A 26,195-nucleotide genomic window follows, 5' to 3' on the forward strand; every position below is an offset into this window, starting at 1 on the left:
TTTCCTCAGTCTCTTTTTGCATCAAAAAATCCTCTGGCAAGTACCAGAGGATAAGAATTTATTTCATTGTTGGGAAGAGCAATACATCACGGATAGTAGTTGTATCAGTGAGGAGCATGCAAAGACGGTCGATACCGATTCCCAAACCACCTGTTGGTGGCATACCATATTCAAGGGCTTCAATGTAGTCGTAGTCGATACCTGTCGCTTCATCATCACCAAGTTCTTTAGCTTTAGCTTGGGCTTCAAAACGGCTAAGTTGGTCGATTGGGTCGTTGAGCTCAGTAAAGGCATTACCGTACTCCTTAGTCATGATGAAGAGTTCAAAACGGTCAGTAAAGCGTTCGTCTTCAGGGGTCTTTTTAGCCAGTGGAGATACAGCTACTGGATGTCCATAGACAAAGGTTGGTTGAATCAAGGTTTCTTCAACGAACTCTTCAAAGAAGGCATTGATAATGTGACCAACTTCAGTGTAGTGTTTCTCAACTGGAACTTTCTTCTTAGCAGCAATAGCTTTGGCTTCCTCGAAAGTCATGTCTTGCCAGAAATCGACACCAGTAATTTCTTTGATAGCATCCACCATATGAACACGTTTAAATGGCTCGTTAATCTTGATTTCAGTACCTTGATAGTTAACAGGACCATCACCTTTGACTGATTTAGCAGCATGTTGGATAATGCCTTCAGTCAAGTCCATGATGTCTTGGAAGTCAGCATAAGCTTGGTACACTTCGATAGAAGTAAATTCAGGGTTATGAGTAGCATCCATTCCTTCGTTACGGAAGATACGGCCAATTTCATAGACGCGTTCCATACCACCGACGATAAGGCGTTTCAAGTGAAGCTCAGTCGCGATACGAAGCACCATGTCAATGTTTTGGGCATTGTGGTGAGTGATAAATGGACGGGCAGCAGCACCACCAGCTTCGTTGTGAAGAACAGGTGTTTCCACTTCAAGGAAACCTTTTTGATCAAGGTAACGACGGATTTCAGAAATGATTTTTGAACGAGTGACAAAACGCTCAAAGCTTTCACGGTTAGAAATCAAGTCAAGGTAACGTTTACGGTAAATGGTTTCAACGTCTGTCAAACCGTGGAATTTCTCTGGAAGTGGGCGAAGAGCTTTAGACAAGTGTGTGATGTGAGTAGCTTTGATAGAGAGTTCTCCCATATCTGTACGCATCACTTCACCTTCTACACCAAGGAAGTCACCAAGGTCTGCTTTTTTGAAGATTTCGTAGTTTTCTTCACCGACAGCATCCTTACGAACGTAGATCTGAATTTGACCTTCGCGGTCTTGAAGGTGGGCAAAACCAACTTTTCCTTTACCACGTTTGGTTACCAAGCGTCCTGCGATAGTAGCTGTTTCGTTTTTATCGTGTAATTGTTCTTTATCAAGGTCGGCATATTTATCTTTTAATTCTTGTGAATTTGCAGTACGTTCAAAACGTTTTCCGAAAGGATCGATTCCTTGTTCACGGAGCGCAGCCATTTTTTCACGGCGAACGATCTGCTGGTCATTTAGTTCTTCCATATGTTCTGTTGACATGGGATCCTCCTAGTTTTACTCAAAATTGAATACGATGAGTCATTTTTTGCGATACTCCCATTTTATCATAAACAAGCAAGAAATTCACGGATAATCTTTCAAAACTAAAAAGAACTTGACGCTAAAATCAAGTTCTGTTATTGATAGGAAGTATCATTCCAAGTATCAAGGGTAAATGTTTCAAAGTCACGGGTTTCTAGAATGGTTAGGCTGGCATTTGCTAGACCGCCATCTTTACGAAGAAGTGGTTCTTTATAACCTAGAAGAGTACGAAGACTGGCAGTAAGATTAGCACCGTGACCGACAATTAGAAAACGCTCAGCCGGACTATCTTTTAAGGATTTGATAAATTGGATGGTCCGTTGTGTGGTGCTATAGAGGGATTCGGCTCCGAACATTTGAGTGTCAAACTTGGCAAGATTAGATCGGAAAGCTTTGATTTGTTGCGGGTAAATAGCTTCCAAGGTTGCAATTTTTAAACCTTCTAATTTACCCAGATGCCATTCACGAAGATTAGAAACACTTTCTAAAGGACAGGGGGTCTGGAGTTGACTTTGGATAATCTCAGCAGATTTGACCGCTCGAGGTAAATCACTTGAATAAATCTGATTAAAAGGAATATCCTTGAGATACTGGCCAAGTTGTTTTAGGGTGTCAATGGATTCAGGAAGTAGGGGAGAATCTCCACTAGCACCTTGAAAGCGTCCTTCTTGGTTCCAGAGGGTACGACCGTGGCGGACAAAGTAGAGTTTCATTATTGGCTGTCCTCCAAGATATCTGCAAAGTCAGCCTTTACAAAGCTAGACAAGTCTTGGGGAGCGACGATAATACTGTGACCAACTTCGCCTGCAGAGACAATCATTTGATCCAAGTCTAGAGCGATCTTATCGATAAAAATGGGATAATTGTGTTTCTGACGAATTCCGACGGGATTATTGGCTCCATGAATATAACCTGTTGTTTTTTCCAAGTCCTTTTGGGGAATCATGCTCACTTTTTTATTGCCAGAAATTTTGGCTAGTTTCTTTTCAGACAAGTGTTGAGTGATAGGGACAATTCCGATAATCGGTCCTGTTTTATCACCCAAAAGAGCTAAGGTTTTGAAAATCTGATTTTTTTCATAACCTTGAGGAAGCTCTCCTTCCAGGGCATTGATTTGAATCCCCTGGTGTGGGATAGCTGCTTTAGACAGGATTTGTTCCACCAATGTTTTTTTGATTTTAACTTTTTTTGCCATTATTTATACTTATCCTCCAATTGGCTCATCCAAATACCAAGCCAAATTCCCAGCGCAAAGAAGAAGGCGATGATGACATATCCAACAAGAGAAAGGCCAGTGTATTGGATACTTTCAGCGTTTCCTGCATTTGGAATCAAGATCAAAAGGGTACTTGATAGGACGATACCGATGATGAAATGATAGACGCGTGAGTGGTAGTTGTTTAAGGCATAATCCATCAATTTTGAAAAAATGATGAGAGTTGCACCTGCACCAATTCCAATCGGGAAGAAGGTTCCCAAGAGGTCAAAGGTTTTAAAACCAGTCAACATAGGAGCATAGAGTCCCAAAATCAAAAGTAGATTTGATGGACTAAGGCCAGGAACTAATACACCAAGAGCCAGCAGTGCACCAGCTAGGACGAAATTAAGAAAGCTGGCACTTAAGGTTCCAACAACAAAATTTAAGGCATAGAGTCCTAATCCAGAAATGATAAATGTGGTCCAGAACCAAGCTAAATCAATCTTGTCTCGGTCAGATTCTCGAGTTGATTCCTTGAGGAGGCTAGGAACTGTACCAATGATGGCGCCCGCAAAGCTCCATAAGACAAAGACCTGATAATTTTCAAGCAGGTATTCAATCGGGTAGGAAAATAAGCCGATCCCCAGAAGCATGCCGATGGCAACTGGAATAAAATACAAAACATTTTCTTTAAAGTCCTTAAAGGGATGGGCCAGAAATCCAATCATCCGTTCATAAATTCCTAGGATTGCTGCTAGAACCCCTCCGGAAATCCCTGGTAGAATAAATCCAAGAGCAATGACAATCCCTTTAATAATACGTGCTAACCATGAAAACATATTTTTCCTCCAACTATTTCTATTTCAAAAAATCCTTACTATATTGTAACACAATCAAACACAAAAAGAAAAAGCAAATGATAAACAAATGCTTTTAAGGTTTTAAAAAGAGTTTTCTAAAGGTTTCTTCTTTATTTTTTAGGGAAGAGATAACGTTGATATCCAAATCGTGGTCAAAGCCAGCAATTTTTCCTTTAGAAGTGTACTGGTGGATATCGTAATCTAAATCAGTCTTAGGAGTTGCCTCGTAAAATCCTGAGTCAGAACCATAAGAAGGAATCCAAACAGACGTAAACTTGTCAGTATCAATACTGTGTTCTTCCATGAAGTAGACCCCAACATAGATTCCGATATTCTTAGCACCTAGTGATTCTAGCTTTGCCCGAAAGGCTTCAACCCCTTCGTTCATATTGGACATGGTTTTGTCTTCTACATCTAGCCAATAGTAGCTAGGGCTGTATGGAGATGAAGCGTTATAAAAAACTTCAGCGGCCTTTTCCATTTCTTGGACACTTTTTCCAGCTACAAAGGCATAGACACCAACTGGGACATTTCGTTTTTGAAACTCGGTAATATGGGTTTTAAAGGCCTTATCTACCCCATTAACAAAGGAAGCATCGTTTTCTTTTGAAGATTGAGCGCCACTATGGACTCGAACGATAGCTCCAGAAATGTTTTGAGACAGAGTATCGTAATTAATTTCCTCAGGACGCTGCCAACCAGAAACATCAATCACCGGTTTATCTATATTATGTAGTGCTTGTGTCTCTACTTGGGCGATATTGGATTTTGTTTTTACGGGATGGTCTTCAAAACGAGGGCGATTCAGGATTAAAATGAAAATTATAATCCCAAAAAAACTAAATAAAATAAGCGGATTAATTTTCTTTCTCATATCTCATAATTTTACCTTAAAAATGGGAAAAAATCAAAAAAAACACTCAAAAAATGGGTTAAGGAAGGACTTTAGAGTATTTTTTCATTCAAGAGCGCGGAATGATTTGAAATATGGTATAATAAAAGGGAATTTCTATAGAAAAGAGAAGATTATGTCAAATTATGCCATTATTTTAGCAGCGGGTAAAGGGACTCGCATGAAATCTGATTTGCCAAAAGTGTTGCACAAGGTTGCGGGTATTTCTATGTTGGAACATGTTTTCCGTAGTGTGGGAGCTATCCAACCTGAAAAGACAGTAACAGTTGTAGGACACAAGGCGGAATTGGTTGAGCAGGTCTTGGCTGGACAGACAGAATTTGTGACTCAATCTGAACAGTTAGGGACTGGCCATGCAGTTATGATGACAGAGCCTATCTTAGAAGGTTTGTCAGGTCACACCTTGGTCATCGCAGGAGATACTCCTTTAATCACAGGTGAAAGCTTGAAAAACTTGATTAATTTCCACATCAATCATAAAAATGTGGCGACTATCTTGACTGCTGAAACAGATAATCCTTTTGGCTATGGACGAATTGTACGTAATGATAATGCTGAGGTTCTTCGCATTGTTGAACAAAAAGATGCCACAGATTTTGAAAAGCAAATCAAGGAAATCAACACTGGAACATATGTTTTTGATAACGAGCGTTTGTTTGAGGCTTTGAAAAATATCAATACTAATAACGCTCAAGGCGAATACTATATTACAGATGTCATTGGCATTTTCCGTGAAGCTGGTGAAAAAGTTGGCGCTTATACTTTGAAAGATTTTGATGAAAGTCTTGGGGTAAATGACCGTGTGGCACTTGCGACTGCTGAGTCGGTTATGCGTCGCCGCATCAATCATCAGCACATGGTCAATGGTGTTAGCTTTGTCAATCCAGAAGCAACTTATATCGATATTGATGTTGAGATTGCTCCTGAAGTTCAAATCGAAGCCAATGTTACCTTGAAGGGGCAAACGAAAATTGGTGCTGAGACTGTTTTGACAAATGGTACTTATGTAGTGGATAGCACTATCGGAGCAGGAGCTGTTATTACCAACTCTATGATTGAAGAAAGTAGTGTTGCAGACGGTGTAACTGTTGGACCATACGCCCACATTCGTCCAGGTTCAAGTCTGGGTGCCCAAGTTCATATTGGTAACTTTGTTGAGGTGAAAGGTTCTTCTATCGGCGAGAATACCAAGGCTGGTCATTTGACTTATATCGGAAACTGTGAAGTGGGTAGTAACGTTAATTTCGGTGCTGGAACGATTACAGTTAACTATGACGGCAAAAACAAATACAAGACAGTCATCGGTAACAATGTCTTTGTTGGTTCAAATTCAACCATTATTGCGCCAGTTGAGTTAGGTGACAATTCCCTCGTTGGAGCTGGTTCAACTATAACTAAAGACGTTCCAGCAGATGCGATTGCCATCGGCCGCGGTCGTCAGGTTAATAAAGACGAATATGCAACACGCCTTCCTCATCATCCTAAGAATCAGTAGGAGCCTATCATGGAATTTGAAGAAAAAACACTTAGCAGAAAAGAAATCTATCAAGGACCAATATTTAAACTGGTCCAAGATCAGGTTGAATTACCAGAAGGTAAAGGAACTGCCCAACGGGATTTGATTTTCCACAATGGGGCTGTTTGTGTTTTAGCCGTAACGGATGAACAAAAACTCATCTTGGTCAAGCAGTACCGCAAAGCCATCGAGGCTGTCTCTTACGAAATTCCAGCTGGAAAACTGGAAGTAGGAGAAAATACAGACCCTGTCGCAGCAGCCCTGCGTGAATTAGAGGAAGAAACAGCCTATACAGGGAAATTAGAACTCTTGTACGATTTTTACTCAGCCATTGGCTTTTGTAATGAAAAGTTAAAACTATACCTAGCAAGCGATTTGACAAAGGTGGAAAATCCGCGTTCGCAGGATGAGGATGAAACCTTGGAAGTCCTTGAAGTTAGTTTAGAAGAAGCTAAGGAATTAATCAAATTAGGTCATATCTGTGATGCCAAGACAATTATGGCTGTTCAATACTGGGAATTGCACAAAAAATAGAGGAGGTCAGTATGGGTAAACCTTTATTAACGGATGAAATAATCGAAAGAGCTAATAGAGGCGAAAAAATTTCAGGTCCTCCTTTGCTAGATGATGAGGAGACTAAGATTTTACCAACCTCTTCTTCCCGTTTTGGTTATGCCAATCCTAAGGATCATGGTTTTAGCCAGGAAACCTTGAAGATTCAGGTCGAACCGTCTATTCATAAAAGCCGTCGCATTGAAAATACCAAGAGAAATATCTTCAATTCTAAGTTAAATAAGATTTTATTTGCAGTCATCTTTCTCTTGATTTTGCTTGTCTTAGCAATGAAACTTTTGTAATAGAAAAGGAATTGAAATGAAAATAGGAATTATTGCGGCTATGCCAGAAGAACTGGCGTATCTGGTCCAGCATTTAGACAATGCCCAGGAGCAAGTTGTTTTAGGCAATACCTATTATACAGGAAACCTTGCCTCGCATGAGGTCGTTCTTGTAGAAAGTGGAATTGGTAAGGTCATGTCTGCTATGAGTGTGGCGATTTTGGCTGATCATTTCCAAGTGGATGCTTTGATTAATACGGGTTCAGCCGGGGCAGTAGCAGAAGGTATTGCTGTTGGGGATGTTGTGATTGCTGATAAATTAACCTATCATGATGTGGATGTCACAGCTTTTGGCTATGCTTATGGACAAATGGCGCAACAACCGCTTTATTTTGAATCAGATAAAACCTTTGTCGCCAAAATCCAAGAGAGTTTATCTCAATTGGATCAAAATTGGCATCTTGGTTTGATTGCTACAGGAGATAGTTTTGTTGCAGGAAATGATAAGATAGAAGCGATTAAGTCCCATTTCCCAGAAGTTTTAGCTGTTGAGATGGAGGGTGCAGCTATTGCTCAGGCGACGCATGCCCTTAATCTTCCAGTTTTAGTTATTCGAGCTATGAGTGACAATGCCAACCATGAAGCAAACATCTCTTTTGATGAGTTTATTATCGAAGCTGGACGACGCTCTGCCCAAGTCTTGTTAGCCTTTTTGAAGGCTTTAGATTAAGCGGAAATTTGACAGTTTATCTAGCTTATGATAAGATTTAAGTAAAGAAAAGCTAGAAAACGTTTCAGAGGATATTATGAGTATTGAAATGACCGTCAGTGAGATTGCAGAGGTTTTAGGATTATCTCGTCAAGCAATCAATAATCGTGTCAAAGAATTACCAGAAGAAGACACAGATAAAAATGACAAAGGGGTAACAGTCGTTACCAGAAGTGGCTTGATTAAGCTAGAAGAAATCTATAAAAAAACGATTTTTGAAGATGAGCCTGTCAGTGAAGATGTCAAGCAACGTGAACTGATGGAGATTCTAGTTGATGAGAAGAATGCAGAAATTCTCCGTCTTTATGAACAATTAAAAGCCAAGGATCGTCAGTTATCAGAAAAAGACGAGCAGATGCGTATCAAAGACCGTCAGATTGCTGAGAAAGACAAACAACTCGATCAGCAGCAACAATTGACCCTTCAAGCCATGAAGGATCAAGAAAATCTTAAGCTAGAGCTAGACCAAGCAAAAGAAGAAGTCCAATCCACTAAGAAAGGCTTTTTTGCTCGTTTATTTGGAGGATAATCAAGGAGCTGTTTAGGTTACATGCTAACCTGATGGCTTCTTTTATTTCTAAATAGTATAGTTGCTCAAGTAAAATAACCGTATGGGAGAAGTATAGAATGGAACGATTAGAAGATTACATTGCTTTCGATTTAGAATTTAATCAGCATGAAGGGCAAACACACCTGATTCAAGTATCGGCAGTGCGTTTTAGAGATGGTCAGGAAATCGATACCTATGATTCCTATGTTCATACCAATGTACCTTTAAAAAGTTTTATCAATGGTTTGACTGGGATTACAGCTGAGACCTTAAAAGATGCTCCTCCAGTGGAGAAAGTTATAAAAGATTTCCAAAATTTTGTGGGTTCTTTACCCATGGTAGGCTACAATGCTGCTAAAAGTGATTTGCCTATTCTCGCAGAGCATGGTTTAGACTACAGTCAGCAGTACAAGGTAGATTTATATGATGAAGCTTTTGAACGTCGGAGTTCGGATTTACATGGTATTGCCAATCTCAAATTGCAAACTGTTGCCTCATTTCTTGGATTTCAAGGTCAGTCTCATAATAGCTTAGAGGATGCTCGTATGACGGCGCGTGTTTACGAGTCCTTTCTAGAGTCGGATCAAGCTAGAGAGTTGTTAGGGGCAGAAAGTAACCTCTCGAATAATCCTTTTGGAGGCTTGGACTTGTCTCAATTATTTGACTAGGAGTGCCTATGAAACCTGAAAAACCTAAAAATCTAGGTTTTAAGCAGATATACTTTAATCTAGATAAAATACTCTTTCTTTTCTTCTTGACTTTCATGATGATTGAGTTTGTCTGGTTACCATCAAATTCTTGGATTGCTGGACTTTTGCTCCGTCAGACAGGCTATCTCTTTCTTTCCTACAACAATATTTTTGCCATTATAACGGGTTCACCCTTTATTAGTCTTGCTTTATTTGTTCTAGTAATTGTTAATTTATTGGTCGCCTATTACCAGATAGGACTTCTCTTTATTGGTGCTCGGCATTTATTATGCCATGAAAAAAGGACCTTGCTGGAGTACAGTCGTAAGGTCTTTCGCCAAAGTTTCTTGTTTATGAAGCAAGTCACGCTTGCAAAGATAGCCTTTATCTTCTTTTATGTCATGATGCTCTTTCCATTGATTCGAAAGATTTTAAAGATTTACTACCTAAATAAAATTGTCATTCCAGACTTTATCGTTGATTATGTGGAAGACAAGTATTGGCTAGTAGGTATAGTGGTTACTATTCTAGCTTTACTTCTATTTTATATTTCAGTGCGTTTCATGTTTGCCCTACCTCAGCTTTTATTTGAGAAGAAAACAGTCAAAGAGGCAGTCAGATACAGTCTAGAGAAGACAAGAAAGCACTCCTGGTTTTATACTTGGAATTTGCTTTGGATTGTCGTCAAAACCTACTTATTTTTCATTCTTTTATTGATTCCAATCTTGGCAAGTCAGGCACTGATGGATAGTTTGACCCATAAGGAATCTCTTGTTATGGGAATTATCAACTTTGTCTTGATTAAGAATTTCCACTATATGGCCTTGACTTACTTTCTCATTAAGTTTGTTTCCTTCTTAACAGGAGAAGAACTAGAAATCACACCAAGGAGAAAGAAAGACCACTGGATGAGATGGGGAGTGATGGGCTGTGCTTGTATCTTTTTCGCTCTTGAGGGTTATGTTTATTTAGAAGCTCCAGTTTCACATAAACCTTTAATCATTTCTCACAGGGGAGTATCTAATAAGAATGGTGTCCAAAATACTGTCCAATCTCTAGAAAGGACAGCCCAACTAGGTCCAGACTTTGTTGAGACGGATGTTCAGGAAACAAAAGATGGCCAGTTTGTCATGATGCATGATGCCAATATCAAGAAATTGACAGGAGTCAATGCCAATCCTCAGGATCTCACTTTGGAAGAATTAACCAAACTCAATATTTCAGAAAATGGTTATCATAGCAAGGTGTCCAGTTTTGATGACTATCTCAATAAAGCCAATGAATTGCATCAAAAACTCCTCATTGAAATTAAAACCAGTCGAAAAGATAGCCCAGATATGATGAAACGCTTTATGGAAAAATATGGAACTGTTCTTAAGCAGAATGGTCACCAAATGCAATCCTTGGACTACCATGTGATTGACCAGGTTTTAGCCTACGATACTCAAATTCCAGTCTTTTTCATCCTACCTTATAATAGCATTTTTCCAAGAACCAAGGCTACAGGCTATACCATGGAGTATTCAACTTTAGATGAAAATTTTGTCAATAAGCTTTGGAATACGGATCAGAAATTGTACGTGTGGACCATCAATAGTTCAGAGTCCTTTGATAAATCAGTTCATTTGGGAGCTGATGGCATGATAACAGATGACTTGGAAATGATTCAAGATCAGGTTACTATTGCTCAAGAAAACCCAGAGTATACTGATTTGCTTTTCAAACAGGCCATGGAATTCTTTAATTTTTAGTAAGCAAAAAGAGGAACAGTTGTTCCTCCCATGATAGGCAAGTATTCTCTTGAATGCTTGTTTTTCTTATGCTTAAAATGGCAATTTCCCAGCGAAAGCACCCAGTTTTTTCTTGGTAGTTTCATCGATTTGTTCAAGAGCAGAGTTGATGGCTTGAACGGTCATATCAGAAAGAGTTTCAAGGTCTTCTGGGTCAACGACAGCTGGATTGAAGTCAATGCTGACAACTTTCTTATCTCCAGTTAAGGTCGCTTGAACAAGGTCTTGAGCAGATTTGCCCACAAATTGCATAGCAGCAAGTTCAGCTTGGCTTTGTTCCATTTGTTTTTGAAGTTTTTGTGCTTGGCGCATCATGTTTTGCATGTTCATCATGGTGATTTATAGTTTCCTTTTATCTTATTTTCTTTTTTATTTTATCAATTTTGAGGCTAAAAGTCTAATCTTTTTCAGAGTGAATTAAGATAATATTGATAGGGATGTAAAGGTAATAAAAATATAGGATAAATATTCTAAGAAAATAAGAATATTTATCCTATATGTATTTATGAAAAGTTAATAGATATTTTATGAGCTAGTTTAAGAGGCTACCAAGACTATTCTACCTTATAGAAAAATCCTGAGCTATTTCCTTCTATAAGTTGTTGTCCTGTCCATAGTCGTTCTTGGCTAATATCGGACGGATCCTTATATCCGTTTTCGGGTGAAGAAGTAATAGCCATTGTCAAAGGAATTCCTGCAGGTAAAAAGGCAAGGGCAGAACCACCAGCTCCTCCATTTTTAGGGAGTAAATTTGCCTTAATATAGTGGTCAATTTCTTTAGCATGTTCAATTGAAACTTGCGAATTATCACTAACCAGTCCATGTTCATCAAATACAAGTTCTACACCAGCACTATTGCGCCATGTACCAGTGATACTTGAAAAATCACCGTTTTGGATAGCTGATAGATTCATTCCTTTAGTTTCTTGTGAGGGTGTTGTTTCTCCTGATATTGGATTTGCTACAGATTTCCAAGTAAATGTATCTTGGTTCAGTAGTGGTGGTCTAGTTCCTAAGCCATCTTCTGTATCTGATTCAGTGAGTAATTCTAAGTCAGGCGTATTTGTATTTAGTTTATAGAGCTTGTGAGATTGTTTACCGCCAGATGCACTTGAAAGTTGAAAATAACCATCTTCAAGAGGGACAAAAATCACTTTTTCTCCGATAAAATCTAAATGATTTTCTGCATTAGTGAGTTGAATAACTTTATCATTCTGAATCGTTCTGATGTCTAAAATATCATGTTTACCTGACTTAATTTTCAGAGCAATGATTAGTTCGTCCGTCACATTTTTATCAAAATCATATAGGCAGTATTCAATATCTGAATATACTTGTGGAGAATTATCTTTTAAGTTAGCTTTGGGATTAATATCCTTAGAGGGTTTATTTTGTGGTTGAGAATATTTTTCTATTACCTCGTTATATAAACTATAATCCGTTTTCTTCACTTCAGAAGAGGAGCTGAATGCTTCCGTACTAGTAGAACTCGTTTGTTCTGTACTTGCTGAAGTAGTAGCTTCTTGCTTTTGTTGGCAGGCTACAAGAGTCAAGCTAGTTAAAGCAAGAATAGTAAATAAGGTTGTTTTTTTAATCATAGCTAATTTTATAATGTTAGAACTGTTTAAGTTTGTAAGATAGTATTCTACAGTCGTTTAATCTCTCTATCCACGTTTACGTTTTACGATAAATCCTAGTCCAGTGATTGAAAGGACAGTACCGATAAAGTCAAGAATAGATGTTGATTCACCTGTGTTTGGTAAAGTATTTTTATCGTTTTCTGGTTTAGTAGAAGTGCTGGTAGCTTGTTGTTTTTCTTGTGATAGCGTATTATCAGAATTTTGTTTGTCTGTCTTTGTATCACTAGTTTTATTAGTGCTTAATTCATTTTTATCTTGCTTGCCAGTGTTATTGTTAGTAGTTTGTTTATTTTTATCATTGCTTGGCTGTTGATTGTTATTAACGTTGTTTGTTGTCTGGTCTGACTTAGGTTTTGTAGTACTGTCTTTTGTTTTTTCAGGTTGAGTAGTAGTTGTTGTGTTATTTTCTCCTGTCAATGTAACCTCTGTGCTAAAGATAAAATAGCGTTTTCTTTTATCAGTATTTTGTCCGTAAGTTGCTCCTGCAGTCCCTTCAACTGTTAGAACGTAGTTCCCTGGGGTAAGAGATGGTTCAAAAATAATACCTTCAAGGAGGTTAGCATAAAATAAAGCATCCGCTTTTTTTAATCCTTCTGATAAGCCTTCTAATACAACACTAGTTTTAGCAACTTCTTTACCTGTTGCTTTATCAGTTAAAGTTGCGTGAATATTGGGAGTATATGGGCCATCGTGAGGAAGTTCTTCATATAATTTCGCTTTAAATGTTAACCCTGTAGAAGTTGTTTTTATCTCAGTAAATTCACCATCAATTTTCTTGATATCATTAGAAGTTTTTCCTTCATCTACTGGCTTAGTAGGTGTTGCAGGTTTAACTTCTTCCACAGGCTTAGCTGGAGTAACAGGTTTTGTAGTTGAAATTGAAGGTTTTGCATCATTAACTACCTTACGAGCAGCAGCTTCGATATTCTTCTTTGCTTGTTCAGCAGTTACACTTGCGCCTGAATAATCTTTATAGGCACGGATTTCACCACTAACTAGATAGTTAGAAGTACCGTTTAATGCAGGTTCTGCTTTAAGAGAATAGTCCTTATATCCTTTTGTTGCGTCCAGAATTTCTGCCCCATGCCCCTCAGCGTAAGAGTTAGCTTCATCGAAGTTTTTGAATACAGCATCTGTTTCAAACGTTACAGTTGGGAAGCCGTCTCGTTGTGTTTCAGTAATCTTACCAGTAAGAACTCCATTACTTTGATTGGTTAAATTAGTGAGATCAATACCCGCGTTTTTGACAATCTTTTGAGCAGTTTCTTTATTTCCCTTAATCACTTCTTCATCTTCAGAATGAGAATCGATGAAACCTGAGACTAGATAATTGCCTCCCAAACCATCGGGTACAACTGATGCTGTGAAATAACCGTATCGACTATTTTCGATTGTTGGTTTAACGTAATTGTCAAGATATTTTTCGCCTTCTTCGAAGTTTTTAAAGACTGGATCTGTCTCAAAAGTCGTATGAGTACCGACATTATTTTTATTTGGTACTTGAGTAACTTCACTGGCAAAAACGTTACTAGGATGAGTAGCTACGTTTACTGCACTAATTGTTGCAGTAGCCAAGATAGTAGTTGCAAAAAGGTTGATTGTAGATTTTGTCTTCATTAAAAGAGACCTCCTATTATTTTTGAAGCAATCCCTTGTCCAATAATGTAGACTTTTATGGACAAAATTGATAGAATGAATACAGAAGATATAATCCATCAAAATACTAAATTTTTCATTATTTTGAATTAAAAATAGTGAAATATTAGTTGTCCAAAATTTCCTACTTTTTTTGACAAAAACTATAATTTTTTATCCAATTATGAAAAGTACTTTTGGAAACTCCTAAGATTTCTGCTCCTTCACGAAGAGTTATTTCTTTTTGTCTGTGTTTTTTTGCTAAATCATAAAAATTTGGTGGAACATTTATCTTCGGTCTTCCGAACTGTTTCCCTCTTTTTTGAGCTTCTCGAATTCCTTCTAGTTGTCTTTGCTTGATTTGCTCTCTTTCCATTTGCGACACATAGGATAGAACCTGTAAAACCAAATCAGAAATTAGTTTACCAGTGATTGTATCGCTGGTATTTTTAGTATTTAAGAGTGGAAAATCTAAAACGCTGATATGTACCTTTTTTGTCTTGGTGAGTAACTGCCATTGTTCTAAAATATCATCGTAGTTCCGTCCGAGTCTATCAATTGATTTAATAACTATCTCATCATCTGCTTGTAGAACTGTTAGCAATTTTTTGTATTCCGTCCTGTCAAAATCTTTTCCAGAGGCCCTATCTATAAAAATTTGATTTTGAGGGATATTTTCGAATGCCAAGGCAGACATTTGTCTATCGATATTTTGCTCCTTAGTGGATACTCGTACATAACCATAACGCATAAGGCTACCACCTATCTTTTTATCTCTATTTTAGACGAAAAGAAAACTACCGCCCATAATGAGTGGTAGTTTGGTGTACTCTTTGCTACTGTATCTTTTTGCCAAGATTTTGTCTTGGATGCGTGAATAGTAGTGTTGGATAAAAAATCCTAAGGACTTAAAATCCTTTTAAATCAACCTTTTTGAGGTTTACAAAAATTAAAAATAGTATGTTCAATTTTTGCATGAATCTGGCTTCACAGCAAATCCTCGGTCAAAAAATGGAATGCCTTTATGGAGTCACAAATGGAAACAGTGACCAAGACAGGCTCCTTTATTTCCATGTTTGCCCTCAGTGAACATCTGGTAGAATTTAGAAAGAGATTATTGGCAGTAGTCATTTGTTTCTTTTTAGTATTCTGTGTTTCTCTGCTTTTTGCAGACCAGATTTACCAGTATGTGACCCAATCTTTTCAGCAAAAGTTGATTGTTTTAGGACCTAATGATATTTTATGGATTTACATACGCTTGGCTAGTCTGATGGCCTTTACCATCACTTTGCCTTACACAGTTTATCATATTTGGTCTTTCATCAAACCTGGTTTAAAGAAGGAAGAAGCTAGAGCTGTCTTTGTCTATATTCCAGCTAGTTTCCTTTGTTTTCTAGTTGGACTGGCTTTTGGTTTTTACTTTATAACACCAGCCTTACTTCAGGTTTTATTAGGGCTAGGAGAAGGATTATTTGAAACGCAGTTAACTGCCCAAAATTATCTGTCCTTTGTTTTTCAAACGACCTTACCTTTGGCCCTGATTTTTGAATTGCCAGTTATCATTGCCTTTTTGACGTCGATTGGACTCATTGGACCAGAATTATTGATTGCTTATCGCAGACATGCCTATTTTATCTTATTGGTACTTGCAGTCATCTTGACACCAGCTGACTTTGTCAGCGATTTGGCAATGACTGCCCCCTTGATTTTACTCTATGAATTGAGTTTGCCATCAGCAAACACATTATGAAACGCAAGCAGAAAGGAGCGAGAAATGGGAATTTTACGTGATATCGGAGCACCAGGATTGATTATCATTGTTCTAGGAGCTCTCTTGATCTTCGGACCAAAGCGATTACCTGAACTAGGCGACTCAATCGGTAAAATGCTATCTGAGTTTAAAAAAGCAGTTAAAGGAACTGAAAATCAAGATAAGGGAGAGTAAGACTTGTGAGTTTTACTAAAAATAAGAAGTTAGGAAGTGTGTATCTATCGGACAATTTATTATTTCCTAGCTTTTTCTTGTATTAAGAAAATCTAAATTTAAGCTTTCTTTAAGAAAATTATATTATTCTGAAGAACTCTAAAATTTCACAGCTATTTATTAGTAATGACTACAGAATTCCTAGTCACTACTGGAAATGATCTAGTTTTTAATAACAGTATTACTGAACCTTTCTATTCTAGAACGGGAGGTCTGGTATTTCTTTCAAGATAGGACTAGATTGTGGTATAATAGAGAGAATAAGTTTTTTAGTAAGACAAAGGAGAAAAAAGATGATTTATGCAGGAATTCTTGCCGGTGGAACTGGTACTCGCATGGGAATTAGTAATTTACCAAAACAATTTTTAGAACTAGGTGATCGACCTATTTTGATTCATACAATTGAAAAATTTGTCTTGGAACCAAGTATTGAAAAAATTGTAGTTGGTGTTCATGGAGACTGGGTTTCCCACGCAGAGGATCTTGTAGATAAATATCTGCCCCTTCATAAGGAACGTATCATCATTACAAAAGGTGGTGCTGACCGTAATACGAGTATTGAGAAAATCATTGAAGCTATTGATGCTTATCGTCCGCTTACTCCAGAGGATATCGTTGTTACCCACGATTCTGTTCGTCCATTTATTACGCTTCGCATGATTCAGGATAATATCCAACTTGCTCAAAATCATGACGCAGTGGACACAGTGGTAGAAGCTGTTGATACTATCGTTGAAAGCACTAACGGTCAATTTATTACAGATATTCCAAATCGTGCTCACCTCTATCAAGGACAAACACCTCAAACATTCCGTTGTAAGGACTTCATGGACCTTTACGGTTCTCTCTCTGCCGAAGAGAAAGAAATCTTAACAGATGCATGTAAAATCTTTGTGATCAAAGGAAAAGATGTGGCCTTGGCTAAAGGTGAATATTCAAATCTGAAAATTACTACAGTAACAGATCTGAAGATTGCAAAAAGCATGATTGAGGAAGAGTAATAAAATGATTAATCAAATTTATCAACTGACTAAGCCCAAGTTTATCAATGTCAAATACCAGGAAGAGGCTATTGATCAAGAGAATCATATCCTCATCCGCCCTAATTATATGGCTGTCTGTCATGCGGATCAGCGTTACTATCAAGGAAAACGTGATCCAAAGATTTTGAATAAAAAACTGCCAATGGCAATGATTCACGAGTCATGTGGAACCGTTATTTCTGACCCAACAGGAACCTACGAGGTTGGTCAAAAAGTTGTTATGATTCCCAATCAGCCTCCTATGCAGAGTGATGAAGAATTCTATGAGAACTACATGACAGGGACTCATTTCTTGTCTAGTGGCTTTGATGGCTTTATGAGAGAGTTTGTTTCTCTTCCTAAACATCGTGTGGTGGCTTATGATGCTATCGAAGATACGGTTGCAGCCATTACAGAGTTCGTCAGTGTCGGTATGCATGCCATGAATCGCCTATTGACCCTTGCTCATAGCAAGCGGGATCGAATCGCCGTTATCGGAGATGGCAGTTTAGCTTTTGTGGTTGCCAATATTATCAACTATACTCTACCAGAAGCAGAGATTGTGGTTATTGGTCGTCATTGGGAAAAGTTGGAACTCTTTTCATTTGCCAAAGAATGCTATATCACTGATAATATTCCTGAAGATTTGGCCTTTGACCATGCTTTTGAGTGTTGTGGTGGTGATGGTACTGGACCAGCTATTAATGACCTGATTCGCTACATTCGTCCTCAGGGAACGATTCTCATGATGGGCGTTAGTGAATATAAAGTCAATCTCAATACACGCGATGCCTTAGAAAAAGGCTTGCTCTTGGTTGGTTCCTCTCGTTCTGGTCGCATCGATTTTGAAAATGCAATCCAAATGATGGAAGTAAAGAAATTTGCTAATCGTCTTAAAAATATCCTTTATCTAGAAGAACCTGTAAGAGAAATTAAAGATATTCACCGTGTCTTTGCGACCGATTTAAACACAGCCTTTAAAACTGTGTTTAAGTGGGAAGTATAAGTGCTGGAGGTTAATTGTGGAGAAAATCATTAAAGAAAAAATTTCTTCCCTACTTAGTGAAGAAGAGGGAGTCCTCAGTGTTGAACAACTGGGGGGAATGACCAATCAAAACTATTTGGTCAAAACAACAAATAAGCAGTACATTGTTAAGTTCTTTGGTAAAGGGACTGAAAAACTGATCAATCGTCAAGATGAAAAGTACAATCTTGAACTACTTAAAGATTTAGACCTAGATGTCAAAAATTATCTTTTTGATATTGAAGCTGGGATCAAAGTAAATGAGTATATCGAATCTGCGATTACGCTTGATTCAACGTCAATCAAGACCAAATTTGATAAAATTGCTCCAATTTTACAAACCATTCATGCTTCTGGCAAGGAATTAAGAGGAGAATTTGCTCCTTTTGAAGAAATCAAAAAATACGAATCCTTGATTGAAGAAAAAATCCCTTATGCTAACTATGAAGCAGTTAGAGAAGAAGTCTTCTCCTTAGAGAAAAGACTGGCTGACTTAGGTGTTGACAGAAAATCTTGTCATATCGATTTGGTGCCTGAAAACTTTATCGAATCACCTCAAGGACGACTTTATCTGATTGACTGGGAATATTCATCAATGAACGATCCAATGTGGGATTTGGCAGCCCTCTTTTTAGAGTCTGAATTCACTCACCAAGAGGAAGAAGCCTTCTTGTCTCGCTATGAGAGTGAGCAAACACCTGTCTCTCGTGAAAAGATTGCAATCTATAAAATTTTACAAGATGCTATTTGGAGTTTATGGACAGTCTACAAAGAAGAGCAAGGTGCAGATTTTGGTGACTATGGTGTGAATCGTTACCAAAGAGCTGTTAAAGGTTTGTCATATTATGGAGGTTCAGATGAAAAATAAAAATGGAGTTTCCTTCGGTCTACTCTCAGGTGTTTTCTGGGGTTTAGGTCTAACGGTTAGTGCTTATATCTTTTCGATTTTTACAGATTTGTCACCCTTTGTGGTTGCTGCTGCTCACGATTTCTTGAGTATCTTTATACTACTAGCTTTTCTCTTGGTAAAAGAAGGAAAAGTTCGTCTCTCAATTTTCTTAAATATTCGCAATGTTAGTGTGATCATCGGAGCCTTATTAGCAGGCCCCATCGGTATGCAGGCCAATCTTTATGCGGTTAAGTATATCGGTAGTTCCTTGGCTTCATCTGTATCGGCTATCTACCCTGCAGTTTCAGTTTTATTGGCTTTCTTCTTTTTGAAGCACAAGATTTCAAAAAATACTGTATTTGGGATTGTCTTGATTATTGGAGGAATTATTGCTCAGACCTATAAGGTTGAACAGGTCAATTCCTTTTACATTGGTATTCTCTGTGCTTTGGTTTGTGCTATTGCATGGGGAAGTGAGAGTGTTCTCAGCTCTTTTGCTATGGAAAGTGAATTAAGTGAAATTGAAGCCCTCTTAATCCGTCAAGTGACTTCATTCTTGTCTTATCTTGTGATTGTACTCTTCTCTCATCAGTCATTTGCAGAAGTAACCAATGGACAATTACTAGGTCTTATGATTGTCTTTGCAGCCTTTGATATGATTTCCTACTTGGCTTATTATATCGCTATCAATCGCTTGCAACCAGCCAAGGCAACAGGATTAAACGTGAGTTATGTAGTTTGGACAGTCTTGTTTGCAGTTGTTTTCTTGGGTGCACCGCTAGATATGCTGACCATTATTACTTCACTTGTTGTCATTGCTGGAGTTTATATTATTATTAAAGAATAAAGGAGATTCGTGTGAAAGCCATCATCTTAGCAGCGGGATTGGGAACTCGCTTGCGTCCCATGACTGAAAATACCCCTAAAGCCTTGGTTCAGGTTAATCAAAAACCCTTGATTGAATACCAAATTGAGTTTTTAAAAGAAAAAGGAATCAATGACATCATCATCATTGTTGGTTACCTTAAAGAACAATTCGATTACTTGAAAGAAAAATATGGTGTTCGCCTCGTCTTCAATGATAAATACGCTGACTACAATAACTTTTACTCTCTCTATCTTGTAAAAGAAGAATTAGCTAACAGCTATGTTATTGATGCCGATAATTATCTCTTTAAAAATATGTTCCGCAATGATTTGACTCGTTCGACTTATTTTAGTGTCTATCGTGAAGATTGTACCAACGAATGGTTCTTGGTCTATGGAGATGACTATAAGGTTCAAGACATTACTGTTGATAGTAAGGCGGGTCGCATCCTTAGTGGTGTATCCTTCTGGGACGCTCCAACTGCAGAAAAGATTGTCAGCTTTATCGATAAGGCTTATGCAAGTGGTGAGTTTGTTGATCTCTACTGGGATAATATGGTTAAGGATAATATCAAAGAACTAGATGTCTATGTTGAAGAATTAGAAGGCAATAGCATCTATGAAATCGATAGTGTCCAAGACTACCATAAATTAGAAGAAATTCTTAAAAACGAAAATTAAAGATTCCAACATCTGGCTGAAACAGTCGGATGTTTTTTACTTCACTTTAGTTTGATATTTTTAATAATTGTTTGAAATATGGTTGTTAAATATAAAAAAAACAAAAAATGAACAAAAAACAACAGAAAATTATTGACAACGATTTCATATAGTGTTATACTTATAGCATAAAGTTAATGGAAAGAAGGGAAAACCTTATGGGATTAGATCATTTCTTTGACAAAAACCTTGTGTTTTGCTTAGAAGCGGATAATCAAGAACAACTCTTTGATCAGGTTGCAACTTTATTGGAAGAACGGGAAATCGTAACTCCAACTTATCGTGAAGCCTTGATCACGCGTGAAAAGTCATTTCCAACTGGCTTGGATATGGAATTTTTGGGTAAGGATTTGCCGAATGTGGCTATTCCTCATACAGATACAATTCATAATCTTGCCGAAAAAGTTGTGGTCGTTCGATTAGAAAAACCAGTGACTTTCCACAATATGATTGCGCCAGATAAGGAAGTAGAAGTATCCTTGCTCTTCTTTATCATTAATAACTCAAGTTCAAGTCAAACGAACATTCTTGCTCAGTTGATGGACTTCTTTACAGGAAATGGTCATTTGGAAGATTTGGCTAAAATTTCTGAACCAGAAGCTATCTACGCTTATATAGCTGAAGCAACTGCATAATCTTGTCTATTAAAAATATTAAATCGGAGGAAATCCATATGATTAAAATTCTTGCTGCCTGCGGTGCAGGTGTTAACTCAAGCCACCAAATTAAAAGTGCTCTTGAAGAAGAACTTTCAAACCGCGGTTTTGATGTTCACTGTGATGCAGTTATGGTAAAAGATGTTAACGAAGACCTTATGAAAGGTTATGACATTTTTACACCAATTGCTGCAACAGATCTTGGTTTTGACCCAGGTATTCCAGTTATCGAAGCTGGACCAATCTTATTCCGTATCCCAGCTATGAGTGCTCCAGTATTTGATAATATTGAAGCAGCTATCAAAGAAAACGGATTAAGCTAATTTTAATTTGTCAACATTCATATAACACAAAAAACGGGAGGAACTATTATGGATGTCATTATCGAACTAGCCAATAAGCTGTTCAAACCTATCTTGGAAATGGGTGGACCGATCATCATGCTGATCATTTTGACAGTATTGGCTTTACTTTTTGGAGTGAAATTCTCCAAAGCGCTTGAAGGTGGTATCAAACTTGCCATCGCTCTTACTGGTATCGGTGCTATCATCGGTATGTTAAATGGTGCTTTCTCAGCATCACTTGCAAAATTCGTTGAAAATACTGGTATTCAATTGAACATCACCGACGTTGGTTGGGCACCACTTGCTACAATCACTTGGGGATCTGCTTGGACACTTTACTTCTTGCTCATCATGTTGATTGTCAACGTAGTGATGCTTGCTATGAAGAAAACTGATACACTCGACGTCGATATCTTCGATATCTGGCACTTGTCTATCACAGGTCTTTTGATTAAATGGTATGCTGATAACAATGGAGTTAGCCAAGGGGTTTCTCTCTTCATCGCAACTGCAGCAGTTGTCCTTGTAGGTGTTCTTAAAATCATCAACTCTGATTTGATGAAACCTACATTTGATGACCTTCTTAACGCGCCAAGTTCATCACCAATGACTTCAACTCACATGAACTACATGATGAACCCAGTTATCATGGTTTTGGATAAGATTTTTGAAAAATTCTTCCCAGGTCTAGATAAATATGACTTTGATGCTGCTAAATTGAACAAGAAAATCGGTTTCTGGGGATCTAAATTCTTCATCGGTTTCATCCTTGGTATCGTTATCGGTTTGATGGGTACTCCACATCCAGTTGCTGGAGTAGAAGAAGCATCAAACTGGCAATTAGTTATTAAAGGTTGGTTGTCTCTTGGTTTGACAGCTGGTGTATCTTTGGAACTCTTCTCACTTATCGGTTCATGGTTCATCGCTGCCGTAGAGCCACTTTCACAAGGTATTACAAACGTCGCTACTAAACGTCTTCAAGGACGTAAATTCAACATCGGTCTTGACTGGCCTTTCATCGCTGGTCGTGCTGAAGTTTGGGCTTGTGCAAACGTACTTGCACCAATCATGTTGGTTGAAGCTGTGCTTCTTTCAAAAGTCGGAAATGGTATCTTGCCACTTGCAGGTATCATCGCTATGGGTGTTACTCCAGCTCTCTTGGTTGTAACACGTGGTAAATTGCTCCGTATGATTATCTTCGGAACACTCTTGTTGCCACTCTTCCTTCTTTCAGGTACACTTATTGCACCATTTGCAACAGAGCTTGCTAAAGGTGTAGGTGCCTTCCCAGCAGGTGTGAGTCAAACTCAATTGATTACTCACTCAACTCTTGAAGGACCAATCGAAAAACTTCTTGGTTGGACAATTGGTAACACTACAACTGGTGATATCAAAGCAATCCTTGGTGCTGTAGTCTTCCTTGTATTCTATATCGGTATCTTTGCTTGGTACAGAAAACAAATGATCAAACGTAACGAAGAGTACGCAGCAAAAGCAAAATAATGCGCTCCTATAAAATGTAAATTGTTGAAACTAGGTTGTCATACCTTTTAGGAGTGACAGCCTAGTTTTTTATAAACTATCAAGAAATCGGAGAAAATAATGGTAATTGAATTAAAATCAGAACAATTAAGTGTACAATTTAACAGTTTTGGTGGGGCTCTTTCTTCTATAAAAGATGCTGAGGGACTGGAGTATTTGTGGCAAGGGGATGCCACTTATTGGAGTGGACAAGCTCCTGTTCTCTTCCCCATTTGTGGTTCTTTGAGAGAGGATACAGCTCTCTATATAGATGAGAAGGGACAAGAAAGAAAAGGAAATATTCCTCGTCATGGTTTGGTTCGTAAGAAAGAATTTGAATTAGTTGAACAGACAGACAAGAGTGTAACTTTTGCAATTGAAGATGATGAGAATAGCTATCAGAACTATCCTTATCATTTCCGCCTAGAAATCACTTATATCCTTACTGGCAAGACAGTACGAACTCAATACAAAATATTTAATAAAGAAACTAGCAAGGTCCTGCCTTACTTTATTGGTGGACATCCAGGATTTAATTGTCCTCTACTGGATGATGAAGTCTATGAAGATTACTATTTAGAGTTTGAGAAAGAAGAGACTTGCTCTGTTCCACGTCCTTTCCCAGAAACGGGAATGCTGGATTTTCAAGATAGAAGTCCATGGCTAGAGGGTCAAAAAGAATTAGATCTTAATTATAATCTTTTCAGCACGGATGCAGTCACCTTAGATGAATTGCAATCTAGAACAATTGCCCTTCGTTCTCGTAAACATGATAAGGGATTGAAAGTGCACTTTGCAGAGTTTCCAAATCTCATCATCTGGTCAACTTTGAATAAAGGACCTTTCATTGCTTTTGAACCATGGTCTGGCTTGTCAACATCCCTTGAAGAAGGAGATCATCTAGAAGATAAGAAGAATGTTCGTCTCCTAGAACCTGGTCAAGTGGATCAAATTGGTTTTGACATCGAAATTTTTTAGATTAAAAAATAAAACACAAAAACAAACATTAACTGTTGACTTTTTCAGGAAATAGGAGTATATTATGTTTGTAAGCAACAAATGATGTTTGCAACAAACAAATAATCACTTGTTATATTCTCTTTCGTGGAGAAGGATTATTTCTAGGGAACTGGTTTCCTAAACTTGAATAAGGTGTCATTCATCTCATTCAATCTAATTTGTCAATAAACTGCTAGAAAACTTTTGTAGGTAAACTGCTAACTATAAAAGGTTTTACTAGCCTAGAAAAAATAAAAAGGAGAAACAATATGTCTATTGTTATCGGTGCAGATGCTGCAGGTTTGAGATTGAAAGAAGTTGTGAAAGACTTCTTGGAAAAAGAAAACTTCCACGTTGTGGATGTTACAGCTGAAGGTCAAGACTTTGTTGATGTGACTCTTGCTGTTGCTGCAGAAGTAAACAAAGAAGAACAAAACCTTGGTATCGTGATTGATGCTTATGGAGCTGGTCCATTCATGGTTGCAACTAAAATCAAAGGAATGGTTGCTGCAGAAGTATCTGACGAACGTTCAGCTTATATGACTCGTGGACACAACAACTCACGTATGATCACTATGGGTGCACAACTTGTTGGTGATGAATTGGCTAAAAACATCGCTAAAGGATTTGTTAACGGTAAATACGATGGTGGACGTCACCAAATTCGTGTCGACATGTTGAACAAAATGTGCTAATTAGATTACAGTAAGAAAGGTAAGTTAAAAATGAGAATTGCAATTGGATGTGACCACATCGTAACAGATGAAAAAATGGCGGTTTCAGAATTTTTGAAATCAAAAGGATATGAAGTTATTGACTTTGGTACATATGACCATACACGTACTCACTACCCAATCTTTGGTAAAAAAGTAGGGGAAGCTGTAACTAGCGGTCAAGCTGATCTTGGGGTATGTATCTGTGGTACTGGTGTTGGTATCAACAATGCTGTAAATAAAGTTCCTGGTGTTCGTTCTGCCTTGGTTCGTGATATGACAACAGCACTTTATGCTAAAGAACAATTGAACGCCAACGTTATCGGTTTTGGTGGTAAGATTACTGGTGAATTGCTCATGTGTGATATCATCGAAGCTTTCATTCATGCTGAATACAAACCATCTGAAGAAAATAAAAAATTGATTGCGAAAATTGAACACGTTGAAAGTCACAATGATCGACAAACAGACGCAAACTTCTTCACTGAATTCCTTGAAAAATGGGATCGCGGAGAATACCACGACTAAGAGGTGACCTATGATTTTAACAGTCACAATGAACCCATCCATTGATATTTCCTATCCCTTGGATGAGTTAAAGATTGATACTGTCAATCGTGTGGTTGATGTAACCAAAACGGCTGGTGGTAAGGGACTCAATGTTACCCGAGTACTTTCAGAATTTGGGGATTCTGTTCTTGCTACTGGTTTAGTGGGTGGCAAACTTGGTGAGTTTTTGGTTGAGAATATCGATGATCAAGTAAAGAAAGATTTCTTTTCAATTCAGGGAGAAACTCGGAACTGTATTGCTATTCTCCACGGTGACAACCAAACAGAAGTTCTTGAAAAAGGACCTGAAGTTCTTGAACAAGAAGGTCAAGGCTTTTTGGATCATTTCAAAAAACTCTTGGACTCAGTTGAAGTAGTAGCTATCTCAGGTAGTCTGCCAGCTGGCCTTCCAGTTGATTACTATGCGAGCTTGGTAGAACTTGCTAATCAAGCTGGCAAGTCTGTTGTCTTGGACTGCTCTGGTGCAGCACTTCAGGCGGTTCTTGAATCACCACATAAACCAACAGTCATCAAACCAAATAATGAGGAATTGTCTCAGCTTCTTGGAAGAGAAGTTTCTGAGGATTTGGATGAATTAAAAGAAGTCCTTCAAGAACCTTTGTTTGCAGGTATTGAATGGATTATCGTTTCACTTGGTGCCAACGGTGCCTTTGCCAAACATGGTGACACTTTCTACAAGGTCGATATTCCTAGAATTCAGGTAGTCAACCCTGTCGGATCTGGAGACTCTACTGTGGCAGGGATTTCTTCAGGACTTCTTCATAAAGAATCGGATGCAGAACTACTCATCAAGGCTAATGTCCTTGGTATGCTCAATGCTCAAGAAAAAATGACTGGTCATGTCAACATGGCTAACTATCAAGCTCTATATGATCAATTAATAGTAAAAGAGGTATAAA

General features: G+C 38.0%; 29 protein-coding genes and 1 pseudogene. 21 read left to right on the plus strand and 9 right to left on the minus strand.

Going from position 1 to position 26,195, the window contains the following annotated elements:
- Positions 1-58: 58 nt before the first annotated feature.
- From lysS to EII37_RS01720, 5 genes are all read right to left on the minus strand, one after another.
- Positions 59-1,549, minus strand: coding sequence for a lysine--tRNA ligase (lysS, locus tag EII37_RS01700; RefSeq protein WP_124787381.1), 1,491 nt, complete (start codon positions 1,547-1,549; stop codon positions 59-61).
- Between the two features lie 137 nt (positions 1,550-1,686).
- Positions 1,687-2,304 (minus strand): histidine phosphatase family protein, encoded by a 618-nt coding sequence (locus EII37_RS01705; protein ID WP_124787382.1) that lies wholly within the window; start codon positions 2,302-2,304, stop codon positions 1,687-1,689.
- Positions 2,304-2,786 (minus strand): aminoacyl-tRNA deacylase, encoded by a 483-nt coding sequence (locus tag EII37_RS01710; RefSeq protein ID WP_124787383.1) that lies wholly within the window; start codon positions 2,784-2,786, stop codon positions 2,304-2,306. Before EII37_RS01710 ends, EII37_RS01705 begins: the two co-directional genes overlap by 1 nt.
- Entirely contained in the window at positions 2,786-3,628 is an 843-nt protein-coding gene (locus EII37_RS01715) for a DUF368 domain-containing protein (RefSeq protein ID WP_124787384.1), read from the minus strand. Before EII37_RS01715 ends, EII37_RS01710 begins: the two co-directional genes overlap by 1 nt.
- Before the next feature lie 94 nt (positions 3,629-3,722).
- Positions 3,723-4,523, minus strand: coding sequence for a GH25 family lysozyme (locus EII37_RS01720; RefSeq protein ID WP_124787385.1), 801 nt, complete (start codon positions 4,521-4,523; stop codon positions 3,723-3,725).
- A gap of 154 nt (positions 4,524-4,677) precedes the next feature.
- Here EII37_RS01720 and glmU point away from each other — a divergent pair, with 154 nt between their 5' ends.
- The 7 genes from glmU (at position 4,678) to EII37_RS01755 (ending at position 10,673) form a co-directional block, all read left to right on the plus strand.
- The gene (gene glmU, locus EII37_RS01725) at positions 4,678-6,057 is read left to right on the plus strand and encodes a bifunctional UDP-N-acetylglucosamine diphosphorylase/glucosamine-1-phosphate N-acetyltransferase GlmU (RefSeq protein ID WP_124787386.1); all 1,380 of its coding nucleotides are present in this window, start codon (positions 4,678-4,680) and stop codon (positions 6,055-6,057) included.
- Between the two features lie 9 nt (positions 6,058-6,066).
- Positions 6,067-6,612, plus strand: coding sequence for an NUDIX hydrolase (locus EII37_RS01730; protein ID WP_124787387.1), 546 nt, complete (start codon positions 6,067-6,069; stop codon positions 6,610-6,612).
- Between the two features lie 11 nt (positions 6,613-6,623).
- Positions 6,624-6,935 carry a cell wall synthase accessory phosphoprotein MacP gene (gene macP / locus EII37_RS01735; RefSeq protein WP_084927356.1) on the plus strand — a complete coding sequence of 104 codons (312 nt, stop codon included), beginning with the start codon at positions 6,624-6,626 and terminating at the stop codon, positions 6,933-6,935.
- A gap of 16 nt (positions 6,936-6,951) precedes the next feature.
- Positions 6,952-7,644, plus strand: a complete 693-nt coding sequence (locus tag EII37_RS01740; RefSeq protein ID WP_124787388.1) for a 5'-methylthioadenosine/adenosylhomocysteine nucleosidase — start codon at positions 6,952-6,954, stop codon at positions 7,642-7,644.
- Between the two features lie 76 nt (positions 7,645-7,720).
- Positions 7,721-8,212, plus strand: a complete 492-nt coding sequence (gene rocS / locus EII37_RS01745; protein ID WP_000021242.1) for a chromosome segregation protein RocS — start codon at positions 7,721-7,723, stop codon at positions 8,210-8,212.
- Positions 8,213-8,310: 98 nt separating this feature from the next.
- Entirely contained in the window at positions 8,311-8,901 is a 591-nt protein-coding gene (locus EII37_RS01750) for a 3'-5' exonuclease (protein ID WP_124787389.1), read from the plus strand.
- 8 nt (positions 8,902-8,909) lie between these two features.
- Positions 8,910-10,673: a glycerophosphoryl diester phosphodiesterase membrane domain-containing protein gene (locus tag EII37_RS01755; protein WP_124787390.1), complete on the plus strand. Its 1,764-nt coding sequence runs from the start codon at positions 8,910-8,912 to the stop codon at positions 10,671-10,673.
- 72 nt (positions 10,674-10,745) lie between these two features.
- Here the strand turns inward: EII37_RS01755 and EII37_RS01760 are convergent, their stop codons facing one another.
- The 4 genes from EII37_RS01760 to EII37_RS01775 all read right to left on the minus strand — a co-directional run bounded on the left by EII37_RS01760 (position 10,746) and on the right by EII37_RS01775 (position 14,738).
- Positions 10,746-11,045 (minus strand): YbaB/EbfC family nucleoid-associated protein, encoded by a 300-nt coding sequence (locus EII37_RS01760; RefSeq protein ID WP_000981526.1) that lies wholly within the window; start codon positions 11,043-11,045, stop codon positions 10,746-10,748.
- A 221-nt stretch (positions 11,046-11,266) separates the two neighbouring features.
- Positions 11,267-12,310, minus strand: a complete 1,044-nt coding sequence (locus tag EII37_RS01765; protein ID WP_124787391.1) for a DUF6287 domain-containing protein — start codon at positions 12,308-12,310, stop codon at positions 11,267-11,269.
- A 66-nt stretch (positions 12,311-12,376) separates the two neighbouring features.
- A complete protein-coding gene (locus tag EII37_RS01770) occupies positions 12,377-13,969 on the minus strand; it encodes an LPXTG cell wall anchor domain-containing protein (protein WP_185695935.1) in 1,593 nt (530 codons plus the stop codon).
- Positions 13,970-14,132: 163 nt separating this feature from the next.
- Positions 14,133-14,738 carry a recombinase family protein gene (locus EII37_RS01775; protein WP_124787393.1) on the minus strand — a complete coding sequence of 202 codons (606 nt, stop codon included), beginning with the start codon at positions 14,736-14,738 and terminating at the stop codon, positions 14,133-14,135.
- Between the two features lie 366 nt (positions 14,739-15,104).
- Here EII37_RS01775 and tatC point away from each other — a divergent pair.
- From tatC to EII37_RS01845, 14 genes and pseudogenes are all read left to right on the plus strand, one after another.
- Positions 15,105-15,778, plus strand: a pseudogene (gene tatC / locus EII37_RS01780) (twin-arginine translocase subunit TatC).
- Positions 15,762-15,932, plus strand: coding sequence for a twin-arginine translocase TatA/TatE family subunit (tatA, locus tag EII37_RS01785; protein WP_124787394.1), 171 nt, complete (start codon positions 15,762-15,764; stop codon positions 15,930-15,932). Before tatC ends, tatA begins: the two are co-directional and overlap by 17 nt.
- A 332-nt stretch (positions 15,933-16,264) precedes the next feature.
- Complete coding sequence (locus EII37_RS01790) at positions 16,265-16,972, plus strand: 2-C-methyl-D-erythritol 4-phosphate cytidylyltransferase (protein ID WP_124787395.1); 708 nt, start codon at positions 16,265-16,267, stop codon at positions 16,970-16,972.
- Between the two features lie 4 nt (positions 16,973-16,976).
- The gene (locus EII37_RS01795) at positions 16,977-17,999 is read left to right on the plus strand and encodes a ribitol-5-phosphate dehydrogenase (protein ID WP_124787396.1); all 1,023 of its coding nucleotides are present in this window, start codon (positions 16,977-16,979) and stop codon (positions 17,997-17,999) included.
- A 16-nt stretch (positions 18,000-18,015) separates the two neighbouring features.
- Positions 18,016-18,885, plus strand: a complete 870-nt coding sequence (locus tag EII37_RS01800) for a phosphotransferase family protein (protein ID WP_124787397.1) — start codon at positions 18,016-18,018, stop codon at positions 18,883-18,885.
- Positions 18,875-19,753, plus strand: a complete 879-nt coding sequence (locus EII37_RS01805; RefSeq protein WP_124787398.1) for a DMT family transporter — start codon at positions 18,875-18,877, stop codon at positions 19,751-19,753. The genes EII37_RS01800 and EII37_RS01805 overlap by 11 nt, the downstream gene beginning before the upstream one ends.
- Before the next feature lie 11 nt (positions 19,754-19,764).
- Positions 19,765-20,454 carry a sugar phosphate nucleotidyltransferase gene (locus tag EII37_RS01810; RefSeq protein ID WP_000643974.1) on the plus strand — a complete coding sequence of 230 codons (690 nt, stop codon included), beginning with the start codon at positions 19,765-19,767 and terminating at the stop codon, positions 20,452-20,454.
- Between the two features lie 197 nt (positions 20,455-20,651).
- Complete coding sequence (locus EII37_RS01815; protein ID WP_169435153.1) at positions 20,652-21,128, plus strand: PTS sugar transporter subunit IIA; 477 nt, start codon at positions 20,652-20,654, stop codon at positions 21,126-21,128.
- Positions 21,129-21,166: 38 nt separating this feature from the next.
- Positions 21,167-21,472 (plus strand): PTS sugar transporter subunit IIB, encoded by a 306-nt coding sequence (locus EII37_RS01820; RefSeq protein ID WP_124787400.1) that lies wholly within the window; start codon positions 21,167-21,169, stop codon positions 21,470-21,472.
- A gap of 48 nt (positions 21,473-21,520) precedes the next feature.
- Positions 21,521-22,996: a PTS galactitol transporter subunit IIC gene (locus EII37_RS01825; protein ID WP_124787401.1), complete on the plus strand. Its 1,476-nt coding sequence runs from the start codon at positions 21,521-21,523 to the stop codon at positions 22,994-22,996.
- A 99-nt stretch (positions 22,997-23,095) separates the two neighbouring features.
- The gene (locus tag EII37_RS01830) at positions 23,096-23,992 is read left to right on the plus strand and encodes an aldose 1-epimerase family protein (RefSeq protein ID WP_124787402.1); all 897 of its coding nucleotides are present in this window, start codon (positions 23,096-23,098) and stop codon (positions 23,990-23,992) included.
- 290 nt (positions 23,993-24,282) lie between these two features.
- Positions 24,283-24,708, plus strand: a complete 426-nt coding sequence (gene lacA / locus EII37_RS01835; protein ID WP_000029277.1) for a galactose-6-phosphate isomerase subunit LacA — start codon at positions 24,283-24,285, stop codon at positions 24,706-24,708.
- Positions 24,709-24,738: 30 nt separating this feature from the next.
- Positions 24,739-25,254 (plus strand): galactose-6-phosphate isomerase subunit LacB, encoded by a 516-nt coding sequence (lacB, locus tag EII37_RS01840; RefSeq protein ID WP_001216914.1) that lies wholly within the window; start codon positions 24,739-24,741, stop codon positions 25,252-25,254.
- 10 nt (positions 25,255-25,264) lie between these two features.
- Positions 25,265-26,194, plus strand: coding sequence for a tagatose-6-phosphate kinase (locus EII37_RS01845; RefSeq protein WP_124787403.1), 930 nt, complete (start codon positions 25,265-25,267; stop codon positions 26,192-26,194).
- Position 26,195: the final 1 nt, after the last annotated feature.

It is taken from the genome of Streptococcus sp. OH4692_COT-348 (assembly GCF_003859975.1).
Classification (GTDB): Bacteria; Bacillota; Bacilli; order Lactobacillales; family Streptococcaceae; genus Streptococcus.